Source organism: Nocardioides sp. (assembly GCF_036405735.1).
GTDB lineage: Bacteria > Actinomycetota > Actinomycetes > Propionibacteriales > Nocardioidaceae > Nocardioides.
On record NZ_DASWXC010000086.1, the window covers coordinates 21,989 to 44,703 of the forward strand.

At 71.4% G+C, this 22,715-nt stretch carries 20 protein-coding genes; 12 read left to right on the plus strand and 8 right to left on the minus strand.

Annotated features, from left to right (window positions below; translation table 11 throughout):
- Window positions 1-3: 3 nt before the first annotated feature.
- Window positions 4-753, plus strand: a complete 750-nt coding sequence (locus VGE38_RS14030) for a dienelactone hydrolase family protein (protein WP_331143171.1) — start codon at window positions 4-6, stop codon at window positions 751-753.
- A gap of 3 nt (window positions 754-756) precedes the next feature.
- On the opposite strand, the gene VGE38_RS14035 is transcribed toward VGE38_RS14030, so the two are convergent.
- From VGE38_RS14035 to VGE38_RS14045, 3 genes are read right to left on the minus strand one after another with little or no spacing between them, the layout of a single operon-like run.
- Window positions 757-927 carry a hypothetical protein gene (locus VGE38_RS14035; RefSeq protein ID WP_331143172.1) on the minus strand — a complete coding sequence of 57 codons (171 nt, stop codon included), beginning with the start codon at window positions 925-927 and terminating at the stop codon, window positions 757-759.
- Window positions 928-947: 20 nt separating this feature from the next.
- Entirely contained in the window at window positions 948-1,835 is an 888-nt protein-coding gene (locus VGE38_RS14040) for a crotonase/enoyl-CoA hydratase family protein (protein WP_331143173.1), read from the minus strand.
- Entirely contained in the window at window positions 1,835-3,070 is a 1,236-nt protein-coding gene (locus VGE38_RS14045; RefSeq protein WP_331143174.1) for an LCP family protein, read from the minus strand. Before VGE38_RS14045 ends, VGE38_RS14040 begins: the two co-directional genes overlap by 1 nt.
- A gap of 116 nt (window positions 3,071-3,186) precedes the next feature.
- On the opposite strand from VGE38_RS14045, the gene VGE38_RS14050 reads away from it, so the two are divergent.
- Entirely contained in the window at window positions 3,187-4,695 is a 1,509-nt protein-coding gene (locus VGE38_RS14050; protein WP_331143175.1) for an LCP family protein, read from the plus strand.
- Window positions 4,696-4,699: 4 nt separating this feature from the next.
- Here VGE38_RS14050 and VGE38_RS14055 read toward each other — a convergent pair whose 3' ends face one another.
- On the minus strand, window positions 4,700-5,638 hold the full coding sequence (locus tag VGE38_RS14055; RefSeq protein ID WP_331143176.1) for an endonuclease/exonuclease/phosphatase family protein: 939 nt from the start codon (window positions 5,636-5,638) through the stop codon (window positions 4,700-4,702).
- Window positions 5,639-5,683: 45 nt separating this feature from the next.
- Between VGE38_RS14055 and VGE38_RS14060 the strand changes: the two genes are divergently transcribed.
- The 7 genes from VGE38_RS14060 (at window position 5,684) to VGE38_RS14090 (ending at window position 15,662) form a co-directional block, all read left to right on the plus strand.
- Complete coding sequence (locus VGE38_RS14060) at window positions 5,684-6,625, plus strand: glycosyltransferase (RefSeq protein WP_331143177.1); 942 nt, start codon at window positions 5,684-5,686, stop codon at window positions 6,623-6,625.
- Window positions 6,622-7,548, plus strand: a complete 927-nt coding sequence (locus tag VGE38_RS14065) for a glycosyltransferase family 2 protein (protein WP_331143178.1) — start codon at window positions 6,622-6,624, stop codon at window positions 7,546-7,548. Before VGE38_RS14060 ends, VGE38_RS14065 begins: the two co-directional genes overlap by 4 nt.
- 45 nt (window positions 7,549-7,593) lie before the next feature.
- On the plus strand, window positions 7,594-8,763 hold the full coding sequence (gene glf, locus VGE38_RS14070; RefSeq protein WP_331143191.1) for a UDP-galactopyranose mutase: 1,170 nt from the start codon (window positions 7,594-7,596) through the stop codon (window positions 8,761-8,763).
- Window positions 8,763-10,784, plus strand: a complete 2,022-nt coding sequence (locus tag VGE38_RS14075) for a glycosyltransferase (RefSeq protein ID WP_331143179.1) — start codon at window positions 8,763-8,765, stop codon at window positions 10,782-10,784. The genes glf and VGE38_RS14075 overlap by 1 nt, the downstream gene beginning before the upstream one ends.
- Complete coding sequence (locus VGE38_RS14080; protein WP_331143180.1) at window positions 10,777-11,679, plus strand: ABC transporter permease; 903 nt, start codon at window positions 10,777-10,779, stop codon at window positions 11,677-11,679. The genes VGE38_RS14075 and VGE38_RS14080 overlap by 8 nt, the downstream gene beginning before the upstream one ends.
- Window positions 11,679-12,461, plus strand: coding sequence for an ABC transporter ATP-binding protein (locus VGE38_RS14085; RefSeq protein ID WP_331143181.1), 783 nt, complete (start codon window positions 11,679-11,681; stop codon window positions 12,459-12,461). The genes VGE38_RS14080 and VGE38_RS14085 overlap by 1 nt, the downstream gene beginning before the upstream one ends.
- Window positions 12,462-12,674: 213 nt before the next feature.
- Window positions 12,675-15,662: an FG-GAP-like repeat-containing protein gene (locus VGE38_RS14090; RefSeq protein ID WP_331143182.1), complete on the plus strand. Its 2,988-nt coding sequence runs from the start codon at window positions 12,675-12,677 to the stop codon at window positions 15,660-15,662.
- Window positions 15,663-15,684: 22 nt separating this feature from the next.
- Here VGE38_RS14090 and VGE38_RS14095 read toward each other — a convergent pair whose 3' ends face one another.
- Window positions 15,685-16,410, minus strand: coding sequence for a TIGR03089 family protein (locus VGE38_RS14095; protein ID WP_331143183.1), 726 nt, complete (start codon window positions 16,408-16,410; stop codon window positions 15,685-15,687).
- A 52-nt stretch (window positions 16,411-16,462) separates the two neighbouring features.
- Here VGE38_RS14095 and VGE38_RS14100 point away from each other — a divergent pair, with 52 nt between their 5' ends.
- Window positions 16,463-17,563 carry a mannose-1-phosphate guanylyltransferase gene (locus tag VGE38_RS14100; protein ID WP_331143184.1) on the plus strand — a complete coding sequence of 367 codons (1,101 nt, stop codon included), beginning with the start codon at window positions 16,463-16,465 and terminating at the stop codon, window positions 17,561-17,563.
- Window positions 17,564-17,573: 10 nt separating this feature from the next.
- Here VGE38_RS14100 and VGE38_RS14105 read toward each other — a convergent pair whose 3' ends face one another.
- Genes VGE38_RS14105 through cofD form a run of 3 tightly spaced genes read right to left on the minus strand, consistent with a single transcriptional unit; the run spans window position 17,574 to window position 20,332 of the window.
- Window positions 17,574-18,326, minus strand: coding sequence for a DUF3105 domain-containing protein (locus tag VGE38_RS14105; RefSeq protein WP_331143185.1), 753 nt, complete (start codon window positions 18,324-18,326; stop codon window positions 17,574-17,576).
- Window positions 18,327-18,369: 43 nt separating this feature from the next.
- The gene (gene cofE, locus VGE38_RS14110; protein ID WP_331143186.1) at window positions 18,370-19,320 is read right to left on the minus strand and encodes a coenzyme F420-0:L-glutamate ligase; all 951 of its coding nucleotides are present in this window, start codon (window positions 19,318-19,320) and stop codon (window positions 18,370-18,372) included.
- Between the two features lie 4 nt (window positions 19,321-19,324).
- Entirely contained in the window at window positions 19,325-20,332 is a 1,008-nt protein-coding gene (cofD, locus tag VGE38_RS14115) for a 2-phospho-L-lactate transferase (RefSeq protein ID WP_331143187.1), read from the minus strand.
- 263 nt (window positions 20,333-20,595) lie between these two features.
- On the opposite strand from cofD, the gene VGE38_RS14120 reads away from it, so the two are divergent.
- Entirely contained in the window at window positions 20,596-20,850 is a 255-nt protein-coding gene (locus tag VGE38_RS14120; RefSeq protein ID WP_331143188.1) for a WhiB family transcriptional regulator, read from the plus strand.
- Between the two features lie 114 nt (window positions 20,851-20,964).
- A partial coding sequence (locus VGE38_RS14125) for a glycosyltransferase family 2 protein (RefSeq protein ID WP_331143189.1) occupies window positions 20,965-22,715 on the plus strand: 1,751 nt, incomplete at its 3' end.

Genomic DNA, 22,715 nt, shown 5'->3' on the forward strand with positions numbered 1-22,715 from the left:
GTCATGGATCCGGTGCGCACCGTGACGATCGAGACCGACGACGGCCCCTCCGAGGCCTATCTCGCCGGAGCCGGCCCCGGTGTGCTGTTCTACATGGACGCGATCGGACTGCGGCCCCAGATCGCGGCGATGGTCGGGCGGATCGCGTCGTGGGGCTACACGGTGTTGGCGCCCAACGTCTTCCATCGCGACGGTACGGCGGCACAGCTGGCGCCCACGCAGGACCTGACGATCCGCGCGAACCGCGACGCGTTCTTCGCCGGTGGCGTGATGGGCCGGATCCGCTCGCTGACCCCCGACCGTGCCGGTCGTGACGCCCGGGCCTGGATGACCACGCTCGCCGGTGTCGCCACCGCGGGTCCGATCGGCACCACCGGCTACTGCATGGGCGCGCGGCTCGCGGTGCGCACCGCCGGGTGGTTCCCGGACCGGGTCCGCGCGGTGGGCGGGTTCCACGGCGGCGGACTCGCCACCGGCGCGAGCGACAGCCCGCACCTCAGCGTGGCGGGCACGACGGCGTCGTACGTCTTCGGGCACGCCGACAAGGACCGCTCCATGACGCCGCCGCAGGTCGAGCTGCTGGAGCAGGCGCTGACACAGGCAGCGGTGCCGCACCGCAACGAGATCTACCCCGGCGCCGCGCACGGCTACACGATGGCCGACACCTCCGAGTGGCACGAGCCGTCGGCCGAGCGGCACTACCGGGAGCTGCGCGAGCTGCTCGACGCCACGCTGCCCGGCGAGGGTGGATGAGCCTCAGGCGTCGGGGTCGGTGAGCTCCACGCGGCGCTGGTCGGCGTCGGGGAAGTTCTCCTGCTCCTCGGGCTCGAGGTCGAGCCGCTCCACGGCGTCGGCCTCGTCGACGCCCTCTTCGGGCGGGACGCCCTCGACCTCGATCGGCCGCTCGTCATCAGGGTGGAAGACCATGTCGGCCCGTTACCCGCTCCTCAGTCGGCGAACACCTGCGGCAGCTCGCTGGCCCGCCCGGTGAACTGCGGCGCACGCTTCTCGCGGAACGCGGCGACACCCTCCTTGCCGTCCCCGATCGAGGTGTAGAACATCGCCAGCGAGTCGGCCACGTGGGCCTCGAGCGGATCCGGGACGGCGCCGTTGCGCTGGATCAGCTGCTTGGCCAGGCCGAGCGCGACCGGCGACCGGTCCACCACGAACGAGCGGGCGAGGTCCTGTGCGGCGGGCAGCAGCTCGTCGGGCTCGTGCACGCTGCGCAGCAACCGGCCGGCCAGCGCCTGCTCGGCGGTGAGGATGTCGGCGGAGTAGACCCACTCGAGTGCCTGCTGGACCCCGACGATCCGCGGCAGGAACCAGCTCGAGCACGCCTCCGGCACGATCCCCAGCCGCCCGAAGACGAAACCGATCCGGGCGGCCGACGACGCCATCCGGATGTCCATCGCCAGGGTCATGGTGGCGCCGATCCCGACCGCGGGGCCGTTGATCGCGGCGATGACCGGCTTGGGCAGCGCGTGGATCGCCAGCGTCACCTTGCCGCCGGTGTCACGGACGCCGTCGGCGTACTCCGGGTGGCGCGAGGGGTCGGCGAGGTGGGCGCGCAGCTCGGTCGGCGTGGGGCGGACGCTCTCGTCGAGGCCGAAGACGTTGCCCTGCGCCGAGAGGTCCATCCCGGCGCAGAACGCCCGACCGGCGCCGGTGACCACGATGGCCCGGATGTCGTCGGCCGTGGCGTCGGTGGTGAAGAACTGGGCGAGCTCCCGGGCCATGGTGAGGTCGAACGCGTTGAGCGCGTCGGGCCGGTCCAGGGTCAGGGTCGCGACGCCGTCGGCGTCCACCTCCAACGACAGGGTCTGGTAGTCAGGCATCAGCCGGTCACGCTCTTCGGTAGGCCGGTCGGGGTGCACAGCCCCTCCGGGATGTTCTGGGTCTGGTCGGCGATCACGAGGTCGAACATCTTCTTCGACCGCTTCTCGTCCCAGTGGATGTACATGTCCGAGATCGGCACGCCACAGGTCAGCGCCGAGCCGCCGGCCACGGACTTGAAGGCCCAGCCGAACCGGGCGATCTGCAGCGTACTCATGCCCTCGCCCACGCTGATGCCCGAGGCGGCGTCCTTGAGCCCGTTGAGCTTGAAGGGGTTGGCCACGGTGCCGACCGAGACGGCCTTCTTGCCGATCTGCCCGATCACCTCCGACTGCGCCTCCCCACGCCCGAGGTCGCCGTACTTCTGCGCGTGCCGGGAGCGGGAGTAGGCCAGCGCCTTGACGCCGTCGGCGGGCTGGCAGCCCTTCTTCACGCGCAGGTTCGCCAGCGGGTCGACCATCTTCGTCTTCGGGCAGATCGTGATCCCGCCGACGCCGTCGACCAGGTTGACCAGCCCGCCCATGCCGATCTCGACGTAGCCGTCGATCCGGATGCCGGTGTTCTGCTCGACGGTCTGGACGAGCAGCTTCGGGCCGCCCCAGGCGAACGCGGCGTTGATCTTGGAGCTCCCACGCCCGGGGATCGGCACGTAGGAGTCGCGCGGGATGGTCATCATCAGGTTCGGGCCGTCGCCGGTGTGCAGCAGCTTGATGGTGTCCGTGCGCTGGCCCACGTCGTCGCCCGTGTGGAGCTTCCTGCGCTCCGCCTTGGACAGGCCCTTGCGGGAGTCGCTCGCGACGATGAGGTACGTCGAGCCGGGCTGGTCGGCCGGTCGCGCGCCGTCGGGCTCCCAGTCGACCCGGGTCATCGCCCCGGGGAAGGAGAGGCCGACCCAGAGCAGGCTGGCGAGCCAGGCCACGACGAGGAGCAGCACGATCCGGCGTACGGTCTTCAGGCGCGGGCGACGACCTCGCGGGCGGCCCGGTCCGGGCGCGGGCGCCGGCGTCGGCGGCACCGGACGCCGCGGAGGCGAGTCGGCCCCGCCGCTCTGGCGGGAGGGCCGCTGCTGCACCGGCATGACGCGGGTCGCCTCGGGCTTGGCCCGGCCAGCGCTGTTGCCGGTGCCGTTGCGAGCACCGTTGCCGGGGGTGCCTTGTGCCGCCGCGCCCTTCTGCTTGCCGTAGAGCCAGTCGAAGTCGGGTCCGCCGTCGCGTGGGTCGCGGGGACGATCTGCCATGCGCCCGAAACTACCGTGTCGCTGCGCGCTGTGACGCCTGTGACTGGTGATACTGGCGAACAGTCCTCCGGGGCCAGTCCTGATCTTCCCCTCAGAACGCAGCAGAGAGCATCCCGATGGTCGAGACCCGCATCAGCACCGCCGAGCGCGCTGCTCGCGTCCGTTTCCGCCGGGCCATCGCCCTCATGGTGATGACGTTGGTGCTGCCCGGCTCGGCGCAGCTCGTCGCCGGCAACGCCCGGGTCGGCCGGATCGCGCTGCGCGTCTGGCTCGGCCTCGTGCTGCTCGGCGCGGGGTCGCTGGTCGTCTCGGCGCTCCATCACGACTACGCGTTCTGGATGGTCTCCAGTCCCACGGCTCTGCAGGTGCTGCGCCTCGGACTCATGGGCCTCGCCGTCGGCTGGGCCCTGCTCTTCGTCGACGCCTGGCGGATCGGCCAGCCGCTGAGCCTGCTGCTGCCGCACCGGCGGGCCGTGCTGGGCGTCAACGGCGTGCTGTGCCTGACGGTCGCCAGCGCGCTGCTGTTCGGCTCCCACGTGGTCGGCGTGCAGCGCGGAATGATGCTGTCGATGTTCTCGGGCAGCGAGGTGGTCGGCGCCCACGACGGCCGCTTCAACGTGCTCCTGCTCGGCGGCGACGCCGGGGCCGGCCGCACCGGCCTGCGCCCTGACTCCCTCACCGTCGCCTCCATCGACGCCTCGACCGGTCGCACGGTGCTGGTCGGCCTGCCGCGCAACATGTCGGGCTTCACCTTCCCCGAGGGCTCGATCATGGCCGAGCAGTTCCCGCAGGGCTGGGACTGCGACGACTGCTACCTCAACGCGCTCAGCACCTGGGCCACCGACCATCGGCAGCTGTTCCGCGGCCACCACAACCCCGGCGTCGAGGCGACCATCGAAGGCGTCGAGGGCATCACCGGCCTGAAGATCAACTATTGGGCGATGGTCGACCTGCGCGGCTTCCGCACCCTGGTCGACGCGGTCGGCGGGGTCACGCTCAACGTTCGTGACCGGATCCCGGTCGGTCTGCCGCACGACGACTTCTACACCCACATCGAGCCCGGCGTGCAGAAGCTCGACGGCTTCGAGACCCTCTGGTTCGCCCGCGCCCGCTACGACTCCGACGACTACTCGCGCATGGCGCGTCAGAAGTGCGTCATGGCCGCGATGCTGGACCAGCTCAGCCCCAAGGACGTGCTGACCCACTTCTCCGACATCGCCGCGGCCAGCTCCGCGATGGTCTCCACCAACATCCCCGCCGGCGAGGTGGACCGGTTCATCGGGCTGGCGCTGAAGGCCAAGGGACAGAAGATCTCCACGGTCTCGCTGGTGCCGCCGGCGATCGTGACCAGTGACCCCAACCTGCGCAAGGTGCACCGGATGGTGCAGCGCGCCATCGACCGCGCCGAGGGCAAGAAGGTCACCCAGCGCAAGGGTGCGAAGAGCGAGCAGGTGAGTGCGTCGGACGAGGCCGACGCCAAGGCTAGCGAGGAGTCGTCCGAGTCGTCTGGGCAGGACGAGTCGGCCGAGTCGGTCGCGCCCAGCGAGGTCACCGGCGGCTCCATCGGCTCGATGAGGTCCGGGTACGCCGCCAACGAGGCCGAGGACCTGGCCTCCGCCTGCTGACCGGTCAGCGCAGCGCGAACCGCACCAGCACCGGCGCGTGGTCCGAGCCGTAGCCGACCAGTGCCTCGTGGGAGGCGAACTCCAGCCAGCCGTTGGCCAGCGAGCGTGCCGAGGCATGCACGCAGTCGTAGACGAGGTCGTCGCGGCCGGTGGCTGGGATGGTCACCGTCGAGAGCACCTGCTCGGCGCCGAGCACCGCCCAGTTGGCCACTGCGAGGTTCGACCACGCGCGGCTGGGCCCGCCCGGCGGGCGGACAGCGGCCTCGGAGCGGAAGTCCATGTTGAGGTCGGCCGTGCCGACGACGTACCGCCCGGGCACCGCACGCCACATCGCGGCCTGACGGGCCAGGTGCTCGCGGGCCCGCTCGGCGCTCATCGTGGTGCGCCAGTGACCTGGCCGCTCCCAGTCCTCGGTGCGGGGCGCCAGATGGGTGTTGAGGACGGTCACCAGGAAGCCGCTCGCGCGGTGCCGCAGGGTCACCCGGGCGACGTAGCGAGCGGGCTTCATCCGCTTCCGTCCGGGCCAGCCGGGGTGCATCAGGTGCTGCGAGGAGTCGACGTACTCCAGGGCGCCGGTGCGCCAGGACACCGGCAGCTCCCGCGCGCCCTCGTCGAAGTACGCCGTCTCCCAGCCGTCCCGAAGCAGCGGCGGGAACGCCGCGCGGTGCGTGAACGCCTCCTGCCAGCCGATGACGTCGACGTCCGGTCGCCTCGCCAGTCGCCGGGCCTCGGCGAGGATCTCCTCCGGTGACCGGCCGCGGTGGATGTTGAAGGTCACCACCCCGAGGCTGCCGAGCGGGTGAGGCGCGGCCGGGACCCGTTCGGCGGTCGGCAGCAGCACCGGTGCGAACGGGGTCGGGGGCGGCATGGCGAGGAGCCCGTCGGGGTCCCGGGGATGGGTGTCGACGGACAAGCTGTACGGCGCGGGGTCGGCGGCTGCCACGTCCTCGATGCTGACACTCCCATGGTGACCCCTAGGGTGGTCGCCGTGGAACAGTTGGTGGCGGTTGTGGTGACCTTCAACCGACTTCCGCTGTTGCAGCGGCTGCTGGAGCGTCTCGACGGCGTCGAGGGGTTGAGCGAGGTGCTGGTCGTCGACAACGCCTCGACCGACGGCACGGGGGAGTGGCTGGCCGCCCTCGCGGACCGCGACCCGGGCGACGAGCACGCCCTCACGCCGGTGGTGGCGCGCACGCTGACGACGAACACGGGCGGCGCGGGCGGCTTCGCGACCGGTCTGGCGTGGGCGATGGAGCGCGGCGCGGACCTGGTGTGGTTGATGGACGACGACGGCGTGCCCGCGACGGACTGCCTGCCGACCCTGTTGAGGGCGCGTGGGCAGGCGCCGGATCTGGAGTTCTGGGGCCCGGTCGTCGTGGACGAGGTCGACCCCGACCGACTGGTCTTCCCCATCCGCCTCCCCGGCGGGACCCGGGTGGTGCACGACGTCGCGGCGGTCACCGCCGCGGCGAGCGGCGGACTGCTCCACGACATCGTGATCCCGTTCAACGGCGTGCTGGTGACCCGCGCACTCGTCGAGCGGATCGGCGTGCCGCGCGCGGAGTTCTTCATCTGGGGCGACGACCACGAGTACCGGCTGCGGGCCGAGGCGGCGGGCGCCCGGATCGCCACCGTGGTCGACGCGCGCTTCCTGCACCCGTCGGTGGGCGAGCTCGGCACGCCGATGCTGGCGGGCCGTACGACGTACAACCACAGCCCCAGCGACCTGAAGCACTACTGCATGGCCCGCAACAACCTGCTCAACCTGCGCGCCTACCGCGGCTGGCCGCACGCCTTGGCGTTCGTCGCGAAGACGCTGTGGTTCTACCTGTTCACGCGGCCCCGGCCCGGGCGGCTGCTGCTGAGCGCGCGGGCGTGGTGGGCCGCGCTGCGCGGTGACTTCACCGGGCACGAGAGGTATCTGCGATGACCGGGCCGACGGAGAGCGTCGCGATCGTCGTCGTGACCTACAACCGCGCGGACCTGCTCGAGCGCATGCTCGCCGGGCTGGAGCGGCTGGAGCGTCCCGCCGACGCCGTGATCGTGGTCGACAACGCCAGCACCGACCGCACCCCGGACGTGCTGGCGGCGAGGGTCTCGACAGGCTCGACCACCGGGATACGGCTGCAGGTGATCCGCAGCGAGGAGAACCTCGGCGGCGCGGGCGGCTTCCGGTTGGGGGTGAAGACGGCCTACGACCAGGGCTTCGACCGGATCTGGCTGATGGACGACGACGTCGTCCCGGAGCCGGAGTGCCTGACGACGCTGCTCGCGCAGGACGCCGACTGCCTGATGTCGGTCCGAGAGGACACCCGCGGCCGCCTGATCGAGCTCGCCGCGACCCGCTTCGACCTGGAGAGCCCGCTGGCGATCAAGCCGAAGCGGGCGAGCGTGGTCTCGACGTACGCCGACCGCGCGAGCATGCCGGAGCGCGTCGAGCTGGAGAACGTCGCGTTCGAGGGCTTCATGGTGCGCCGGCGCGTCATCGAGGCGATCGGGCTGCCCGACGCGTCGTACTTCATCTTCTACGACGACGTGGACTACGCGCTGCGCGCCCGTCGCGCGGGGTTCCGGATCTGGGCGGTCCGCGACGCGGTGCTGGTGCGCCAGCTCGACTTCAGCCAGCAGCACGACCTGAGCAGCTGGAAGGGGTTCTACATGTACCGCAACCTCTTCGTCGTGCACCTGCGGTACGGCGCCAACCGGCTGGTCCGGGCCAAGCCGTGGCTGATCGCCGCGATGGTGGTGCTGCTCAGCCCGCTGCGGGGCGGGCGGCGTGAGGCAGCCAACGTGATCAACGCCCTACGCTCGGCGCGGGGAATGCGGAGCCTTCCGCCCACCTCCGTAGACTGACCGATCGTGTCCACCCCTGATCTCGCCCCCGATCTCGACCCCGGTATGCCTGACCTGCTCGTCGTCGGGTCCGGCTTCTTCGGTCTGACCATCGCGGAGCGCTGCGCGACCGAGCTCGGGCTGAAGGTTCTCGTGCTGGAGCGCCGCTACCACCTCGGCGGCAACGCCTACTCGGAGTTCGAGCCGGAGACCGGCATCGAGGTGCACAAGTACGGCACCCACCTCTTCCACACCTCCAACGAGAAGGTGTGGGAGTACGTCAACCGGTTCACGACGTTCACGAACTACCAGCACCGGGTCTTCGGCAAGTACCAGGGCCAGGTCTACTCGCTGCCGATGAACCTCGGCCTCATCAACCAGTTCTTCGGCCGCAGCCACACCCCCGACGAGGCGCGTGCGCTCATCGCCGAGCAGTCCAGCGAGATCCGCACCGAGGACGCCACCAACCTCGAGGAGAAGGCGATCAGCCTGATCGGGCGCCCGCTCTACGAGGCGTTCATCAAGGGCTACACCGCCAAGCAGTGGCAGACCGACCCCAAGGAGCTGAGCGCGGACATCATCACGCGCCTCCCGGTCCGCTACACCTTCGACAACCGCTACTTCAACGACAAGTACGAGGGCCTGCCCACCGACGGCTACACCGCGTGGCTGGAGCGGATGGCCGACCACCCGAACATCGAGGTGCGGGTCGACACCGACTTCTTCGACGTGGCCGAGGAGTTCAAGGGCCGCGTCCCGATCGTCTACACCGGCCCGGTCGACGAGTACTTCGGCAACTGCGAGGGCCGGCTCTCCTGGCGCACCGTCGACCTGGAGTCGGAGATCCTCGACGTCGACGACTACCAGGGCACCGGTGTCGTGAACGCCAACGACGAGGACGTCCCGTTCACGCGTGAGCTGGAGTTCAAGCACCTGCACCCCGAGCGCACCTACAAGCCGGGTCGCACGGTCGTGGTGCGCGAGTACAGCCGCTTCGCCGAGGAAGGCGACGAGCCGTACTACCCGATCAACACCGCCGAGGACCGCGCCAAGCTGCTGAAGTACCGCGACCTCGCCGCCAAGGAGCCGCAGGTGCTCTTCGGCGGCCGCCTCGGCACCTACAAGTACCTCGACATGCACATGGCGATCGCCTCCGCGCTGTCGATGTTCGAGAACAAGCTGGTCCCGCACTTCCGCGACGGGGCCGAGCTGAAGAGCGGGGGAGTGGACGCCTGATGGGCTCGACCGGATCGACCACCGCCGTACGTCGGCTGCTGCAGCGGCAGATCATGCCGATCGACCGCGACGTCGACGTGCTGGCGCTCTACGTCGACCCCGAGGAGGCCCGCCTCGACGCCGACAAGTACGAGATCGGCGGCAACCGGGCGGCCAAGGACCTCAACAACGCGGCCATCCGGCAGTCCACTTCGACCGGACGGCGGGTCCACCCCGACCAGCTGCTGTCGCGCACCGCGATTCGCGTCGACTCCGGTGACCGGCTCTCCTTCGGCACCTACTTCAACGCGTTCCCGGCCAGCTATTGGCGGCGCTGGACCGTCGTCTCGTCGGTCACGCTCAGCGTGACCGTCCGTGGGGCCGGCGCCATGGTCATCGTCAACAAGTCGATGGCCAACGGCCGCTCGCAGAAGGTCGAGTCGGTCACCACCGACTCCGACGAGCCGACGACGTTCACCTTCGAGCTGAGCCTGAAGCCGTTCGTCGACGGGGGCTGGTACTGGTACGACGTCGTCGCCGGTCACGGTGACGTCGTCGTCGAGTCGGCCGAGTGGACCGCCGAGGTCCCGGCCGACCGCCTGCGCGAGGAGGGGCACGGCACGGTCGACATCGCGATCACGACGATGAACCGGCCCGACTTCTGCGCCGCCCTGCTCGCCCAGCTCGGCGAGCCGGACCTGCTGCCCTACCTCGACACCGTGTACGTCATGGAGCAGGGCACGGACAAGGTCGTGGACAGCGAGCTGTTCCCGGCCGCCGTGAAGGCCCTCGGCGAGCGTCTCCAGGTCGTCGAGCAGGGCAATCTGGGCGGCTCGGGCGGCTACGCCCGCGGGCAGCTGGAGTCCCTGCGCAAGGGCACCGCGACGTACACGATGATGATGGACGACGACGTCGTCTGCGAGCCCGAGGGCATCATCCGGGCGATCACGTTCGGCGACCTGGCCCGGCGGCCCACGATCGTCGGCGGCCACATGTTCAGCCTCTACGCGAAGAGCCGGCTGCACAGCTTCGGCGAGATCGTCCAGCCGTGGCGGTTCTGGTGGATGTCGCCCCTCGACACCTTCTCGGACTGGGACTTCTCGGCGCGCAACCTGCGCTCCTCGCGCTGGCTGCACAAGCGTGTCGACGTCGACTTCAACGGCTGGTACATGTGCCTGGTCCCACGTGAGGTGATCGCCGAGATCGGGCTCTCGCTGCCGCTGTTCATCAAGTGGGACGACTCCGAGTACGGCCTGCGCGCCAAGGCGCACGGCTACCCGACCGTGACCCTCCCGGGCGCGGCCGTGTGGCACGTGCCGTGGACCGACAAGAACGACGCCGTCGACTGGCAGGCCTACTTCCACCTGCGCAACCGCTTCATCGCCGCGCTGCTCCACTCGCCCTACCCCAAGGGCGGGCGGATGATCCGGGAGAGCGTCAACCACCAGATCGCCCACCTGGTCTCGATGCAGTACTCCACCGCCGAGCTGCGGCTGATGGCGCTCGAGGACGTGCTGGCAGGGCCGGAGGGGCTGCACGAGATGCTCCCGACGCGGCTCGCGGAGGTCAACCAGGTCCGCCGGCAGTTCACCGACGCCCAGCTCAAGGCGGACCGGGACGACTTCGCCCCCGTACGCCGCCAGAAGCCGCCGCGCAAGGGCCGCGACATCGTCGAGGTGCCCGGGCGGCTCTCCCAGCTGATGACGGCGGGACTCGCCCCGATCCGCCACCTGAAGAAGCCGCGCGAGCTCTCCCGCGAGTACCCCGAGGCGGAGATCCGCGCCATGGACGCCCGGTGGTACCGGCTGGCCAGCTACGACTCCGCGATCGTGTCGATGAACGACGGCACCTCGGCCGCGCTCTACCAGCGCGATGAGAAGCGGTTCCGTGAGCTGGCCAAGCGCACGTTCGCGATCCACGAGCGCTACCGCCGCGAGTGGCCCGAGCTGGCACGCCGCTACCGCGAGGCGCTGCCCGCGATCACCTCCCCGGAGGCGTGGGAGCGGACGTTCGAGCCGTGGACGGGGGAGCGCGATGACTGAGGGCCTTCCGGCGAGCACCGAGACCGGCGTACGGCACGTCGAGGGCGACCTCCTCCCGCCCTCGTCGAACCAGGGCCTGCTGGAGGTCTTCCGGCGCCGCTACCTGCTGCGGTTGCTGGTCAAGCGTGAGATCAGCGCGCGCTACGAGGGCTCGTTCCTCGGGCTGCTGTGGTCCTACATCAACCCCGCGTCCCAGTTCTTCATCTACTGGTTCGTGATGGGCAAGATCATGCGGCTCCACGACTCGATCCCGAACTTCGCGATCCACATCTTCTCCGCGATCATCGTCGTCCACTTCTTCACCGAGACCTTCGGCGCCGGCACCCGTTCGATCGTCCGCAACAAGTCGCTGGTCGTGAAGATGGCGATGCCGCGGGAGATGTTCCCGGTGGCGGCGATGCTGGTCTCGCTCTACCACGTGCTGCCGCAGCTGCTGATCCTGGTCATCGTGCTGCTGTCGACGGGCTGGGTCCCGACCGTGACCGGCGTGGCGGCGATGCTGCTCGCGCTCGCGATCGCGATGACGCTGGGTACGGCGCTCGCGCTGCTGTTCAGCACGGCCAACGTGTTCTTCCGCGACTTCGGCAGCTTCGTCGGGATCTTGACCAACTATGTCCGGTTCGGCGTCCCGATGCTCTACAGCTTCAGCTTCATCGACCCGATGGCGACCTGGGTCAAGGAGCTCTACCTGGCCAACCCCATCGCGAGCGCGGTGCTGCTCATGCAGGAGACGTTCTGGGTCCCGGCCGTGGATGCGGCCGACCAGGCGCTGGTCGTCATGCCGGACCACCTGCTCTCCCGTGGCCTGATCGCCCTCGGCGTGAGCGTCGTGGTCCTCGTCATCGGCCAGCTGGTCTTCAGCAAGTTCGAGAACAAGATCCCGGAGCGCATCTGATGGCGACGTCGATCAAGGTGGAGCACGCGACGAAGGTCTTCACCCTGCGCTACCACAAGACCTTCAAGCAGGTCACCGTCGCGAAGCTGCGCGGCCAGAAGGTGTCCGACACCTTCCACGCCGTCGACGACGTCTCCTTCGAGATCGAGCAGGGCGAGTCGATCGGCCTGATGGGCCTCAACGGCTCGGGCAAGTCGACGCTGCTGAAGATGATCAACGGCACGATGCGGCCCGACGCCGGCACGGTGCTCACCCGCGGACGCATCGCCGGCCTGATCGCCACGGGAGCGGGCTTCCACCCGCAGCTGACCGGCAAGGAGAACATCTTCCTCAACGCCGCCATCTTGGGGATGAGCGAGAAGGAGACGGCGCGGAAGTTCGACGACATCGTCGAGTTCGCCGACATCGGCCGGTTCCTCGACACCCCGGTCGGCAACTACTCCAGCGGCATGTACTCCCGGCTCGGGTTCTCGGTCGCCGTACACGTCGACTCCGACATCTTCCTGGCCGACGAGGTGCTGGCCGTGGGGGACAAGCCGTTCAAGAAGAAGTGCATGGCGAAGATGCAGGAGATCCGCCGCAGCGGCGTGACCCTGGTCTACGTCTCTCACGCGGCCGCATCCGTGCAGCGGATGTGCGACCGCGTCATCGTGCTGGAGAAGGGCAAGCTCGGCTTCGACGGTCCGACCGACGAGGGCATCCGCTACCTGCACTACGACGAGCCGGACGACGAGCCCGGCAGCCTCGACCAGGCCGACGCCGAGCTCGGGGCGGACGTCTGACGTCGCCCTGTTCCATCAGCCGCGGAATCCCCGGTGAACCGGGGATTCCGCGACCGAACTACACGCGTGTAATTTTACCGTTCATTCGGATTCATCGGCGTGTCGAGTAGAAATTACATGTTTGTAGTTACTCGCGAACCCTTCCCAAGGTTCTGTGACTGATGTGAAAGTTGAGCCCTCGTGTGACTCTTCCCCGCACACCTGGAGCCCTTCATGCATCCCCAGAAGTCCCGTTTCGTCGCCCTGTGCCAGCAGTTGCTGGTGCTGGGTGCGGTGTTCGCCGCGCTCGTCCCTGCCGCCTCCGTGGTGAACCTGGACGTCGTGCGGGAGGCCCCGAGCGAGCGCGTTGACGCGACCAGCGCTGCCCTTGCCGCCTACCGTGCGGTCGCCGGGCGCCCGTCGGAGGTCCCGGCCGAGAGCGTCGACCCCGAGATCCGGGAGGTGGCGCTGACGCCGGCCGTACCGGCGCAGACGGGCCGGGCCACCGCCGCGGCGTACGTCCGCCCGGCCGCCGCGAGCGCCCGCATCCAGGCCGTCGCGGACACCGAGGACGGCACGACGACCGTGACCAGCACGCCGCAGGCGGTCGAGGGCTTCGGCACGGTCGGCCTGACTTGGGCTCCGGAGTCCGAGGTCGAGGAGGGTGAGGTCAGCTTCGAGGTCCGCACCCGCACCGATGGTGAGTGGAGCGACTGGCAGGAGCTGGACTACCACGACGAGCACGGCCCCGACCCGCGCAGCGACGAGGCTCGCAACGACCGCCCGGGGACCCAGGAGGCGCTCGTCGGGCACGTCGACCAGGTGCAGGTGCGTGCGCAGGGCGCCCCCGAGGCGATCCCCGCCGACCTCGAGCTCGCCGTGATCGACCCCGGCAACCCCACCGGGACGAAGGTGGAGACGCCCGACATCGACACCAGCCAGCTCCCCGTCGTCCCGGACGCCGTCCCGAACGGTGACGGCGGCCTCGTGGAGGCGCCGACGACCGAGGCCCCCGCCACGGAGACGCCCGCCACGGAAGCCCCCGCCACCGAGGCCCCCGCCACGGAGCCGGCACTCGACGAGGCCGACGACGAGGCCGACGACGCCCAGGGCGGCGACGGCATCGTGCTGGCCGCGGCCACGGCGGCCACCAAGCCCGTCATCTACAGCCGCGCGCAGTGGGGCGCCAACGAGAAGCTCCGTGAGCAGCGGGCGGCCACGATGGGCGTGATCCAGGGCGGCTTCGTCCACCACACGGTGAACGCCAACAGCTACACGCCCGCCGACGTGCCCGGCATCATCCGCAGCATCTACGCCTACCACGTCAAGAGCCGGGGCTGGTCGGACCTGGGCTACAACTTCCTGATCGACAGGTTCGGCCGGATCTGGGAGGGCCGCGCGGGTGGCGTGGACCGCCCGGTCGTGGGCGCCCACACGGAGGGCTACAACAGCAACTCCTTCGCCGGCTCCGCCATCGGCAACTTCGACATCGCGGCCCCGCCGCAGGAGGTCGTCGGTGCGTTCGGCGCCCTGATGGCGTGGAAGCTCTCCATCAGCGGTGTCTCGGCCGCCGCCACGAACGTCCGGATCGGCAAGAAGGTCTTCGCCTCCTCGATCATGGGCCACCGCGACACGAAGGCGACCGCCTGCCCCGGCAAGCACCTCTACGCCCGGATCCCCGACATCCGCCGGATCGCGACCGCCGCCCAGACCCCGGTCAGCTACGCGCCGCGCACCACGAACCTGGTCGGCTCGGCGCACCCCGACATCATCGCCCGGCGGGCGAGCGACAAGCGGGGCGTGATCCTGCCGACGACGGGTCTGAGCGGCTTCGGAGCGCGCAGCAGCGCCGGCTTCCGGGCCAGCAACCGCGCCGTGGTGTCCGCCGACCTGACCGGCGACCGCCGGGCGGACCTGCTGGTCGTCTCCCCGCGCGGCAAGGCCGTCGTGCGGCCCGGCAACGGCCGCGGCCGCTTCGGCAAGGGCATGCGGACGGTCTCCTTCGCGGGCCGCAAGCAGATCACCGCCCTGGGCGACGTGAACCGGGACGGTCGCAACGACGTGTTCGCCGTCGACCGCCGGACCGGCAAGGGCGTCGTCTACTTCGGGCAGCGCCGCGCCGCCTCGTTCACGGCGCGCACCCTGAAGAGCAGGATCTTCGGCGGCTACGACCTCATGTCCGCCGGCGACGTCGACGGCAACGGCACCGTGGACCTGCTCGGTCGCGACGCGGCCGGCCGGCTGTGGGTGCACCCGGGACGCGGCAACGGCGGGTTCCCCCGTCGGGCGCAGCTCACCGGCGCCGCGTGGCGGACGCTGGACGCGATCCTCCCCGGCGACTTCACGCGCGACGGGCGGCTGGACCTGCTGGTCCGGATCAAGGGCTCCGGCAACTCCTACGTGCTGCCCGGCCTCGGCCGCAACGCCTTCGGGCGCGGCATCGGCCCCCACCCCGTGCTGCGCAAGCAGACCGCGTTGCTGGGCGCCGCCGACGTCACCAGCGACGGCCTCCCGGACGTGGTCGCCACCTACGGCAACCGGCTCGACGTGCTGCCCCGTGCGGCCGGCACCGACGTGGGGGCACCGGTCGTGACGAACCTCGACCTCTCCGCCGCCGACCTGGTGCTCAACGCCGGCGACTGGAACCGCGACGGTCACGGCGACGTGCTCACCCGCGAGCGCGACAACGTGGTCCTCTACCTGGGCAACGGCCGGGGCGGCTTCAGCCGGGCCGGCGTCTTCGGCGGCGGCTGGGCCGCGATGTCGATGATCGCCGCCGTCGGCGACATGACCGGCGACGGGAAGCCCGACCTGATGGCGCAGGGCGGCGGCGCGGTGCGCCTGTACCCGGGCAACGGGGCCACCGGCGTCGGCACGCCGTACGCCGTGCACAGCGCGGTCGCCGGAACGCAGCAGATCGGCGTCGGCCGCTGGGACGGCGACGGCGCCCCGGACGTGATGGTGCGCAACGGAGCGGGCCTCACGCTCTACCCGGGCAACGGTCCGAGCGGCTTCGCGCTGCCGCGGCCCGTGTCGTCGGGCCTGGCGCCGTACGACTGGGTGATCGGCGTCGGCGACCTCAGCCTCGGCGGCCCCGCCGACCTGGTGGTGCGCGAGCGCGGCTCCGGCCTGCTCTACGCGCTGCAGGGCAAGGGTGACGGCACGGTGGCCGCCCCGCGGCTGCTGGGCTACGGGTTCGAGGGGTACGACCTGGCCGGCTGAGTCGGAACCGAAGCGCTGGTCCTCAGGCGGGGAAGCGGTGCGTGACGCGCTCCGAGGCGGCGATCGCCTCGAGCCGGTCAGCACCGGCGTCGACGACCAGGACGACCGAGCCGCCCGTCGCGAGCGGCTCGGTGAAGGAGGAGAGCCCCGGTGGGGAAGCCGGGTTCGCCTCCGAGAGGAGGCGGCCGCCGCTGGCGGGCGAGAGCCCCGCGGCGGCCGCCTCCCACATCTCGCGCTGGGTCAGCACCACCCCACCGGCGTCGTACGCCGGATCGTCGGGCTCGGCAGGGTCCCACGGGGTGAACGCGTCCGGCTGGGACCAGATCTCCACGCCGACGTCGTGGACGCCCGCGGGCAGCGGCTCGGCGAACCGGACGCCGAGCGGGCGTAGCGAGCAGGCGAGCACGGTCCGCCGGGACGCGGCGGGCGCCCACCGGTCGAGGCCTGCCGGACCCGTGACGACGGCGTCCGCGTTCTCGCCGCCCTCGCCCGTGGTCACGACCAGGCCGGCGTTCCAGGCGCCGCCGAGGAAGACGCAGCCCAGCCAGTGTGGCGGCAGATCCACGGCGAGGGTGTCGCCGCGCTCCAGGCCGAGCTCGTCCACGAGCAGCGAGCTGGCCTTGGCCACCCAGTTGGCGTAGGTCGTGACCGAGAGCTCGACGCGCTCCTCGGCGCCGTAGTACGTCACGAGCGGGCGACCGGGCTCCCGGCGCAGCTGTCCGGCCAGGACGGTGGTGAAGGTCGTCACTCGGCTCACCTTAGGCCGCGGCCGTCGGGACCCGTCCCCTAGGCTGCCGCGCATGGCTGGGAAGCTGAGCATCGACAACTTCTGGGCGGTGATCCCCGCGGGCGGCGCCGGGACGCGACTGTGGCCGCTGTCGCGGCAGACCGCGCCCAAGTTCCTCCGCGACCTGACCGGGCACGGGCGTTCGCTGCTGCAGGAGACCTACGACCGGCTCCACCCGCTGGCCGAGGGCCGGATCGTGGTGGTGACCGGTGCCGCGCACCAGCACGCCGTGCACGAGCAGCTCCCCGCCCTCGGGACCGACGGTCTGCTGGCCGAGCCGTCGCCGCGTGACTCGATGGCCGCGATCGGTCTGGCCGCCGCGGTGCTCGAGCGGCGCGACCCCGATGCGGTCATGGGATCCTTCGCGGCCGACCACGTCATCACCCGCGCCAAGAAGTTCACCGAGGCGGTGCACACTGCCACGGCCGTCGCCCGCGACGGCTGGCTGGTCACCCTGGGGATCGCCCCGACGTTCGCCTCGACGGCGTACGGCTACGTCCGGGCCGGCGCGCCGCTGGCAGGCCACGACGGCGCATACGTGCTGGAGTCGTTCGTGGAGAAGCCGAGCGCCGAGGTGGCGCAGCGCTACCTCGCCGACGGTGGCTACCGCTGGAACGCCGGGATGTTCGTCGTCAGGCCCAGCGTGCTGCTGGAGCTGCTCGAGACCTGGCACCCCGACTTCGCGGCGACGCTGCGGGCGATCGCGGCCGAGCCGGCCCGGATGGGGGAGCTGTGGCCGCTGCTGCCCAAGATCGCCATCGACAACGCCGTCGCCGAGCCAGCCGCCGAGGCCGGCCGGGTCGCGGTGGTGCCGGCCGACTTCGGGTGGGACGACATCGGCGACTTCGACTCGCTCGCCACCCTGCTCGACGCCGCGATGAAGGTGGACTCCGAAGGCCCGACGGTGCTCGGCGACCACAGCCTGGTGCACTCCGTTGACAGCACCGGCCTGGTGGTGCCGCACGGCGGCCGCACCATCGCCGTCGTGGGAGTCGAGGACATCGTGGTGGTCGACACCCCCGACGCGGTGCTGGTCACCACCCGGGCCCACGCCCAGCAGGTGAAGCAGATGGTGGCCGGCCTGCAGCGTGAGGGCCTGGTCGACCTCACCTAGCAGGCGAGCGTCACATCGCGGTGGGCTCGGGGGAGTCGAGGTAGGGGTACTTCTCCATGAAGGACTTCAGCGCCTCACCGGAGACCTCGCTGCAGTACTGCGTGACGGCCAGCTGCTTGCTGGCGTCGGTCTCGCCCTCGCCGCCGGCCGACCAGTGCGTGTAGGCGATGTGCTGGCCGTCGGGGAACGGCTCGCCGTCGCTCTCGAGCCAGGGCACGACCTTCATCTTGTAGCGCATGTTCGAGTCACCGGGGAACTTGCCGGCGATCGCGCGCAGCTCGGCGAGCTCGGCGCTGTCGGCCGCGGCGGTCTCGTCGTACCAGACGATCGTGTAGCCGTGCTCGGAGTTGTGGACCAGCGCCTCGAGCTCGGGACGCTCCTCGGCACTGTAGAACTTCTTCTCCATCGCCACCGGCGCGACGCCGGCCTCGTTCCAGTGGTTGCCGGTCACCGCGGGGGAGGACTGGTACGTCACCTGGCTTCCGGTGGGCACGTGCTCCTGACCCTCGGACGGCTTGGTCTGGATCTCGCCGCAGGCCGACGCCGGACCGCCGATGGCCGCCAGGTCGACGTCGTTGAACTTCCGCTCGTCCCACCAGTCCTTGACGGGCCGGTAGGCGGCGGCGACGACGATCAGCACGGCGATGGTGGCGCACACGCCCACGATCGCGAAGCCGCGCCGGCGCTCGGCGCCCTTCTGCTTCTTGCGGATGTCGTCGATGACCGCCCGACGGGAGGTCTGGGCAGCGGTCTTCTTGGCCACGGTCGGCAATCCTCGGTGTGGGTCGGGTCAGGTCGCGCAGAGTCTACGGAGTGACGGGTCGGAGTACAGCAAGACCGGCCCGGAAAGCCGCGACCTCCCAGCCGTGGGCGAAGGCCAGTGCCGCGACGGCCGGCCCGTCGGCGGCCACCCGGAGGCCGCCGGCGACCGACTCGGCGGGCGTCCCGGTCACCTCGAGCAGCGCCTCGGCGAGCTCCTCCGCGGGTGCTGCGGAGCCGAACGGCGCCCGGTCCGCGGGGTCCCCCCTCAACGCGCGTACGACGGCCTCGCGGGCGCCGTACCCGAACAGGTCGGCGCCCTCGGCACGCACCAGCGCCCGCGCGCCCGGCCCGTCCTCACCGGGCGGCAGCACCAGGTCGGCGCGACCGCTGACGACGGCGAACGGGCGTGAGCCGAGCTTGCCCTGCCCGAGCTCGGCGGCCGCGGCGAGCTCGTCGGCGACGGCGGGAGCGGTGACGGCCAGCGGGTTGCCGTAGGCGTCGGTGCGGCCGGCGAAGGACTCCAGCACCCTCACCCCGGCGGCGCCGATCGCGATGTCGGTCTGGCCCTCGCGCCATGCCCGACCGGCGGTGTCGGTGACGACGACGCCGATGTTGACGCCGGTCCGGTCGCGCACCGCTGTCCGCAGCCGACGCGCCGACGCGTCAGGGTCCTCGGGCAGCAGCAGCACCCAGCCGGCCGCGACGTTGGAGGCGTCGATGCCGGCGGCGGCCATCGTCAGCCCGAGCCGCGTGCGGACGATCTGCGTCGGGCCGCGTCGGGCCACGACCCGCTCGGTCTCGCCGGGCAGCTCGGCCTCGCGGGTCGAACGGCGCGCCCGGCCCTCGGCCTTGCTGACGACCTTGCTCGTCACCAGGAGCACCTCGCCGTCGGCCAGCCGCCGGTCGCTGCGCTCCAGGGCGGTGAGGACGACTGCGGCGAGGTCGTCGCCGGCGCGCACCTCGCCCACGCCGTCCGGCGACCAGACGGTGATCACGCGCTCACCCCGCGGCCAGGCGCACGGCCTCCGCGGCCATGACGGCCGTGGCGTCGCGGTCGCGCATCCACAGCGGCACGGCGGCCGCTCGGAGTCCGGCGTCCTGGAGCGTGGCGAGGCCGGCGGCGTCCACGCTGTCGACGAGCCAGCCGTCGAGCACCCCGCCCGCCGACCGGGCGCCGTAGTGCAGGCCGACCGCCGTGGCGCTCACCTCGACGCCGATGGCCTTCAGCATCTGCTCGGCCATGCCGCGCACGTGCGTGCCGCCGATGATGGGGGAGACGCCCACGACCGGGGCGGCCGTCGCCCGCACCGCCTCACGGACACCCGCGACGCCGAGGATCGTGCCGACCGAGACGACGGGGTTGGACGGCGGGAGGATCACCAGGTCGGCGTCCGTGATCGCCTCCACGACGCCGGGTGCGGGTGTCGCCTCATCCAGTCCGACGAAGACGAGGCGCTCGGCCGGCACCTGCGCCCGCAGCCGGATCCAGTACTCCTGGAAGTGCATCACGCGGCGGCCGCTGGGCGAGCGCTCGAGATCCGGGTCCGCCACGGCCACGTGGGTCTCCACCCGGTCGTCGGTCATGGGCAGCAGCCGGACCCCTGGCGTCCAGCGCTGACAGAGCGCCTCGGTGACCTGCGAGAGCGGATACCCCGCCTCGAGCAGCTGGGTGCGCACCAGATGGGTCGCCACGTCGCGGTCGCCCAGTCCGAACCAGGTCGGCTCCACGCCGTACGTCGCCAGCTCGGTCTTGACGCTCCAGGTCTCGTCGCGCCGGCCCCAGCCCCGCTCCTCGTCGAGGCCGTCGCCGAGGGTGTACATCACCGTGTCGAGGTCCGGACAGACCTTCAGGCCGTGGATCCAGATGTCGTCGGCGGTGTTGGCGATGACGGTCACCTCCGCATCGGAGGCGACGCCGGGCAGGGAGCCGGAGGCGATGGCGTGCAGCAGTCCGCTGATGAACCTCGCTCCGCCCGTGCCACCGGAGAGCACCGTGATGTTGCGCATGCCCCCACTGTCTCGCATCGCGGGGACCGGTCCGGAGCCGACCCTGGCCTGAGCAGAACGGCCAGAACCGGCCAGAACCGCCCAGAACCCCACGAAATAGGACGATCTGGTCCTTGTACCAGATCTCGGGCTTGACTTGTGGGTACGACAGGCATGTAATTCCAATAGTGTTGTTTTCCTTCACCGCGGGGGTCGCCCACCGATGGGCACGACACCAACGTGATGCTCCGAAGTTTCAGCACAGGGTCGAAAGGGCGAGTGACGTGCGAGAGCTATTTCTCCTCGAGCCGGACACCGAGGACGGTGGCTGGCAAGAGCGGGCGCTGTGCGCGCAGACCGACCCGGAGGCGTTCTTCCCCGAGAAGGGCGGCTCGACACGGGAGGCCAAGAAGGTCTGTCAGACCTGCGAGGTGCGCACCGAGTGCCTCGAGTCAGCGTTGATGAACGACGAGCGGTTCGGCATCTGGGGCGGGCTCTCCGAGCGCGAGCGCCGCAAGCTCAAGAAGGCAGCCGTCTGAGCAGCAGACCCGGGCCCCGTGGCCCGGGTCGCTGCGTTTTCAGGGGGTTCCAGAGGTTCCCGGGCTTCCCAGGGCTCCCGGGCGGTTTCCGGCGGGCGGCTAGGGTGGCCGATCGTGCATGACTCGGTCGCCCTGCTCCTCGTCAGCCACGACGGTGCGCGGTGGCTGCCGACCGTGATCGAGGGCGTCCGGGCACAGCGCGCGCCGATCGCCCGCATCGTCGCGGTCGACACCGGATCCAAGGACGAGAGCCGGGAGCTGTTGCGCGCCGGGTTCGGTGACGAGGCGGACGTCCTCGCCCTCAAGGGGTCCACCACGTTCCCCGAGGCGGTCGACGCCGGTCTGGACCGGCTGCGCGACGAGCCGGTCGAGTGGATCTGGCTGCTCCACGACGACGCCAACCCCGATCCGGGCGCCTTGGAGGCGCTGCTCGCGGCCGCCGAGGCGGAGCCCGACGCCGCCATCCTCGGCCCGAAGCTGAGGGAGTGGCCGTCGCTGCGCCGCCTCCTCGAGCTCGGCGTCACGATCTCGGGCACGGGTCGCCGGGAGACGGGGCTCGAGCGCGGCGAGTACGACCAAGGACAGCACGACCGGGTCCGCACGGTCCTGGCGGTCAACACCGCGGGCATGCTGGTGCGTCGCTCTGCCCTGGAGCGCCTGGGCGGATTCGACCCGCAGCTCCCCATCTTCGGCAACGACATCGATCTGGGGTGGCGGGCGGCCCGCGCCGGACTGCGCACGATCGTCGTGCCGCAGGCCGTGGTCTTCCACGCCGAGGCCGCTCACCGCGGGGCCCGCCGCACGTCGCTCACCGGCCGGCACACGCACTACCAGGAGCGGCGGGCCGCGCTCTACACGCTGCTGGTCAACTCCCGGGCCCGCACCCTGCCCCTCCAACTGGTCCGCATGTTCGTCGGGACGCTGCTGCGGATGGTCGGCTTCCTGCTGGTCCGCTCCGTGGGTGAGGCGCTCGACGAGCTGGCGGCCCTGGTCAACATCTACGCCAGCCCCCGCCGGATCCACCAGGCCCGACGGGAGCGGCGCGAGCTCGACTCGGCGGGTCCCACCGACCCCGCGCACGTACGCCGCCTGCTCGCCCCGCCGTGGCTGCCCTACCGCCACGGGCTCGACCTGGTCGGTGACGTGGTGGCGGCCGCGACGAACCAGGCCGCCGACGTCGCCGAACGGCGCCGCGCCGCGGCGGCCGAGCGCGACCCCGCGTCGTTCGCCGCCCGCGCCCGGGAGGCCAGCGGGCTGGCCGATCCCGACGATCCCGACGCCCTGTTGCAGGACACCGGTGTGGTCGCGCGCTTCCTCACCAACCCGGTGGCGCTGCTGCTGGCGGTGACCGTCGTGATGCTCCTCGTCGGCGCCCGCGACGCCCTGGGCGAGGTGGCCGGAGGTGGGCTCTCGCGGACGCCGGCCGGGGTGGGCGACTGGTGGCGGCTGCACGTGTCGGCCGGCCACCTGGTCGGTCAGGGCTCACAGGTGCCCGCGCCGCCGTACCTCCTGCCACTCACGCTGCTGGCCAGCGTGCTCGGCGGCAAGCCGGGCCTGGCGGTCTCGCTCGTGCTGCTGCTCGCGTTGCCGCTGGCGCTGTGGGGCGCCTGGCGGCTGCTGCGGGTGCTCGGCCGGCTGCTCTCCATCAACGGCGCTCCGCGCTGGCTGGTGCTGTGGGGCGCCGCCTCGTACGCGCTGGTGCCCGCGGTCGCGGGCGCCTGGGGCGACGGCCGACTCGGCCCGGTGGTCGCCGCCGCCGCGCTTCCGTGGCTGGCCCACGCCGCGCTCGGCTTCGCGGACCCGGAGGCCGACCGGCGCTGGCGGGCCGGGTGGCGCGCCGGGCTGCTGCTGGCCCTGGTGGCCGC

Coding starts and splice junctions, on each gene's coding strand:
- VGE38_RS14050 (WP_331143175.1), top strand. CDS start 3,187: ATGGTCGAGACCCGCATCAGCACCGCCGAGCGCGCTGCTCGCGTCCGT.
- VGE38_RS14065 (WP_331143178.1), top strand. CDS start 6,622: ATGACCGGGCCGACGGAGAGCGTCGCGATCGTCGTCGTGACCTACAAC.
- VGE38_RS14085 (WP_331143181.1), top strand. CDS start 11,679: ATGGCGACGTCGATCAAGGTGGAGCACGCGACGAAGGTCTTCACCCTG.
- VGE38_RS14045 (WP_331143174.1), bottom strand. CDS start 3,070: ATGGCAGATCGTCCCCGCGACCCACGCGACGGCGGACCCGACTTCGAC.
- cofD (WP_331143187.1), bottom strand. CDS start 20,332: ATGCGCAACATCACGGTGCTCTCCGGTGGCACGGGCGGAGCGAGGTTC.
- VGE38_RS14040 (WP_331143173.1), bottom strand. CDS start 1,835: ATGCCTGACTACCAGACCCTGTCGTTGGAGGTGGACGCCGACGGCGTC.
- VGE38_RS14080 (WP_331143180.1), top strand. CDS start 10,777: ATGACTGAGGGCCTTCCGGCGAGCACCGAGACCGGCGTACGGCACGTC.
- VGE38_RS14100 (WP_331143184.1), top strand. CDS start 16,463: ATGGCTGGGAAGCTGAGCATCGACAACTTCTGGGCGGTGATCCCCGCG.
- VGE38_RS14075 (WP_331143179.1), top strand. CDS start 8,763: ATGGGCTCGACCGGATCGACCACCGCCGTACGTCGGCTGCTGCAGCGG.
- VGE38_RS14090 (WP_331143182.1), top strand. CDS start 12,675: ATGCATCCCCAGAAGTCCCGTTTCGTCGCCCTGTGCCAGCAGTTGCTG.
- glf (WP_331143191.1), top strand. CDS start 7,594: ATGCCTGACCTGCTCGTCGTCGGGTCCGGCTTCTTCGGTCTGACCATC.
- VGE38_RS14035 (WP_331143172.1), bottom strand. CDS start 927: ATGGTCTTCCACCCTGATGACGAGCGGCCGATCGAGGTCGAGGGCGTC.
- VGE38_RS14030 (WP_331143171.1), top strand. CDS start 4: ATGGATCCGGTGCGCACCGTGACGATCGAGACCGACGACGGCCCCTCC.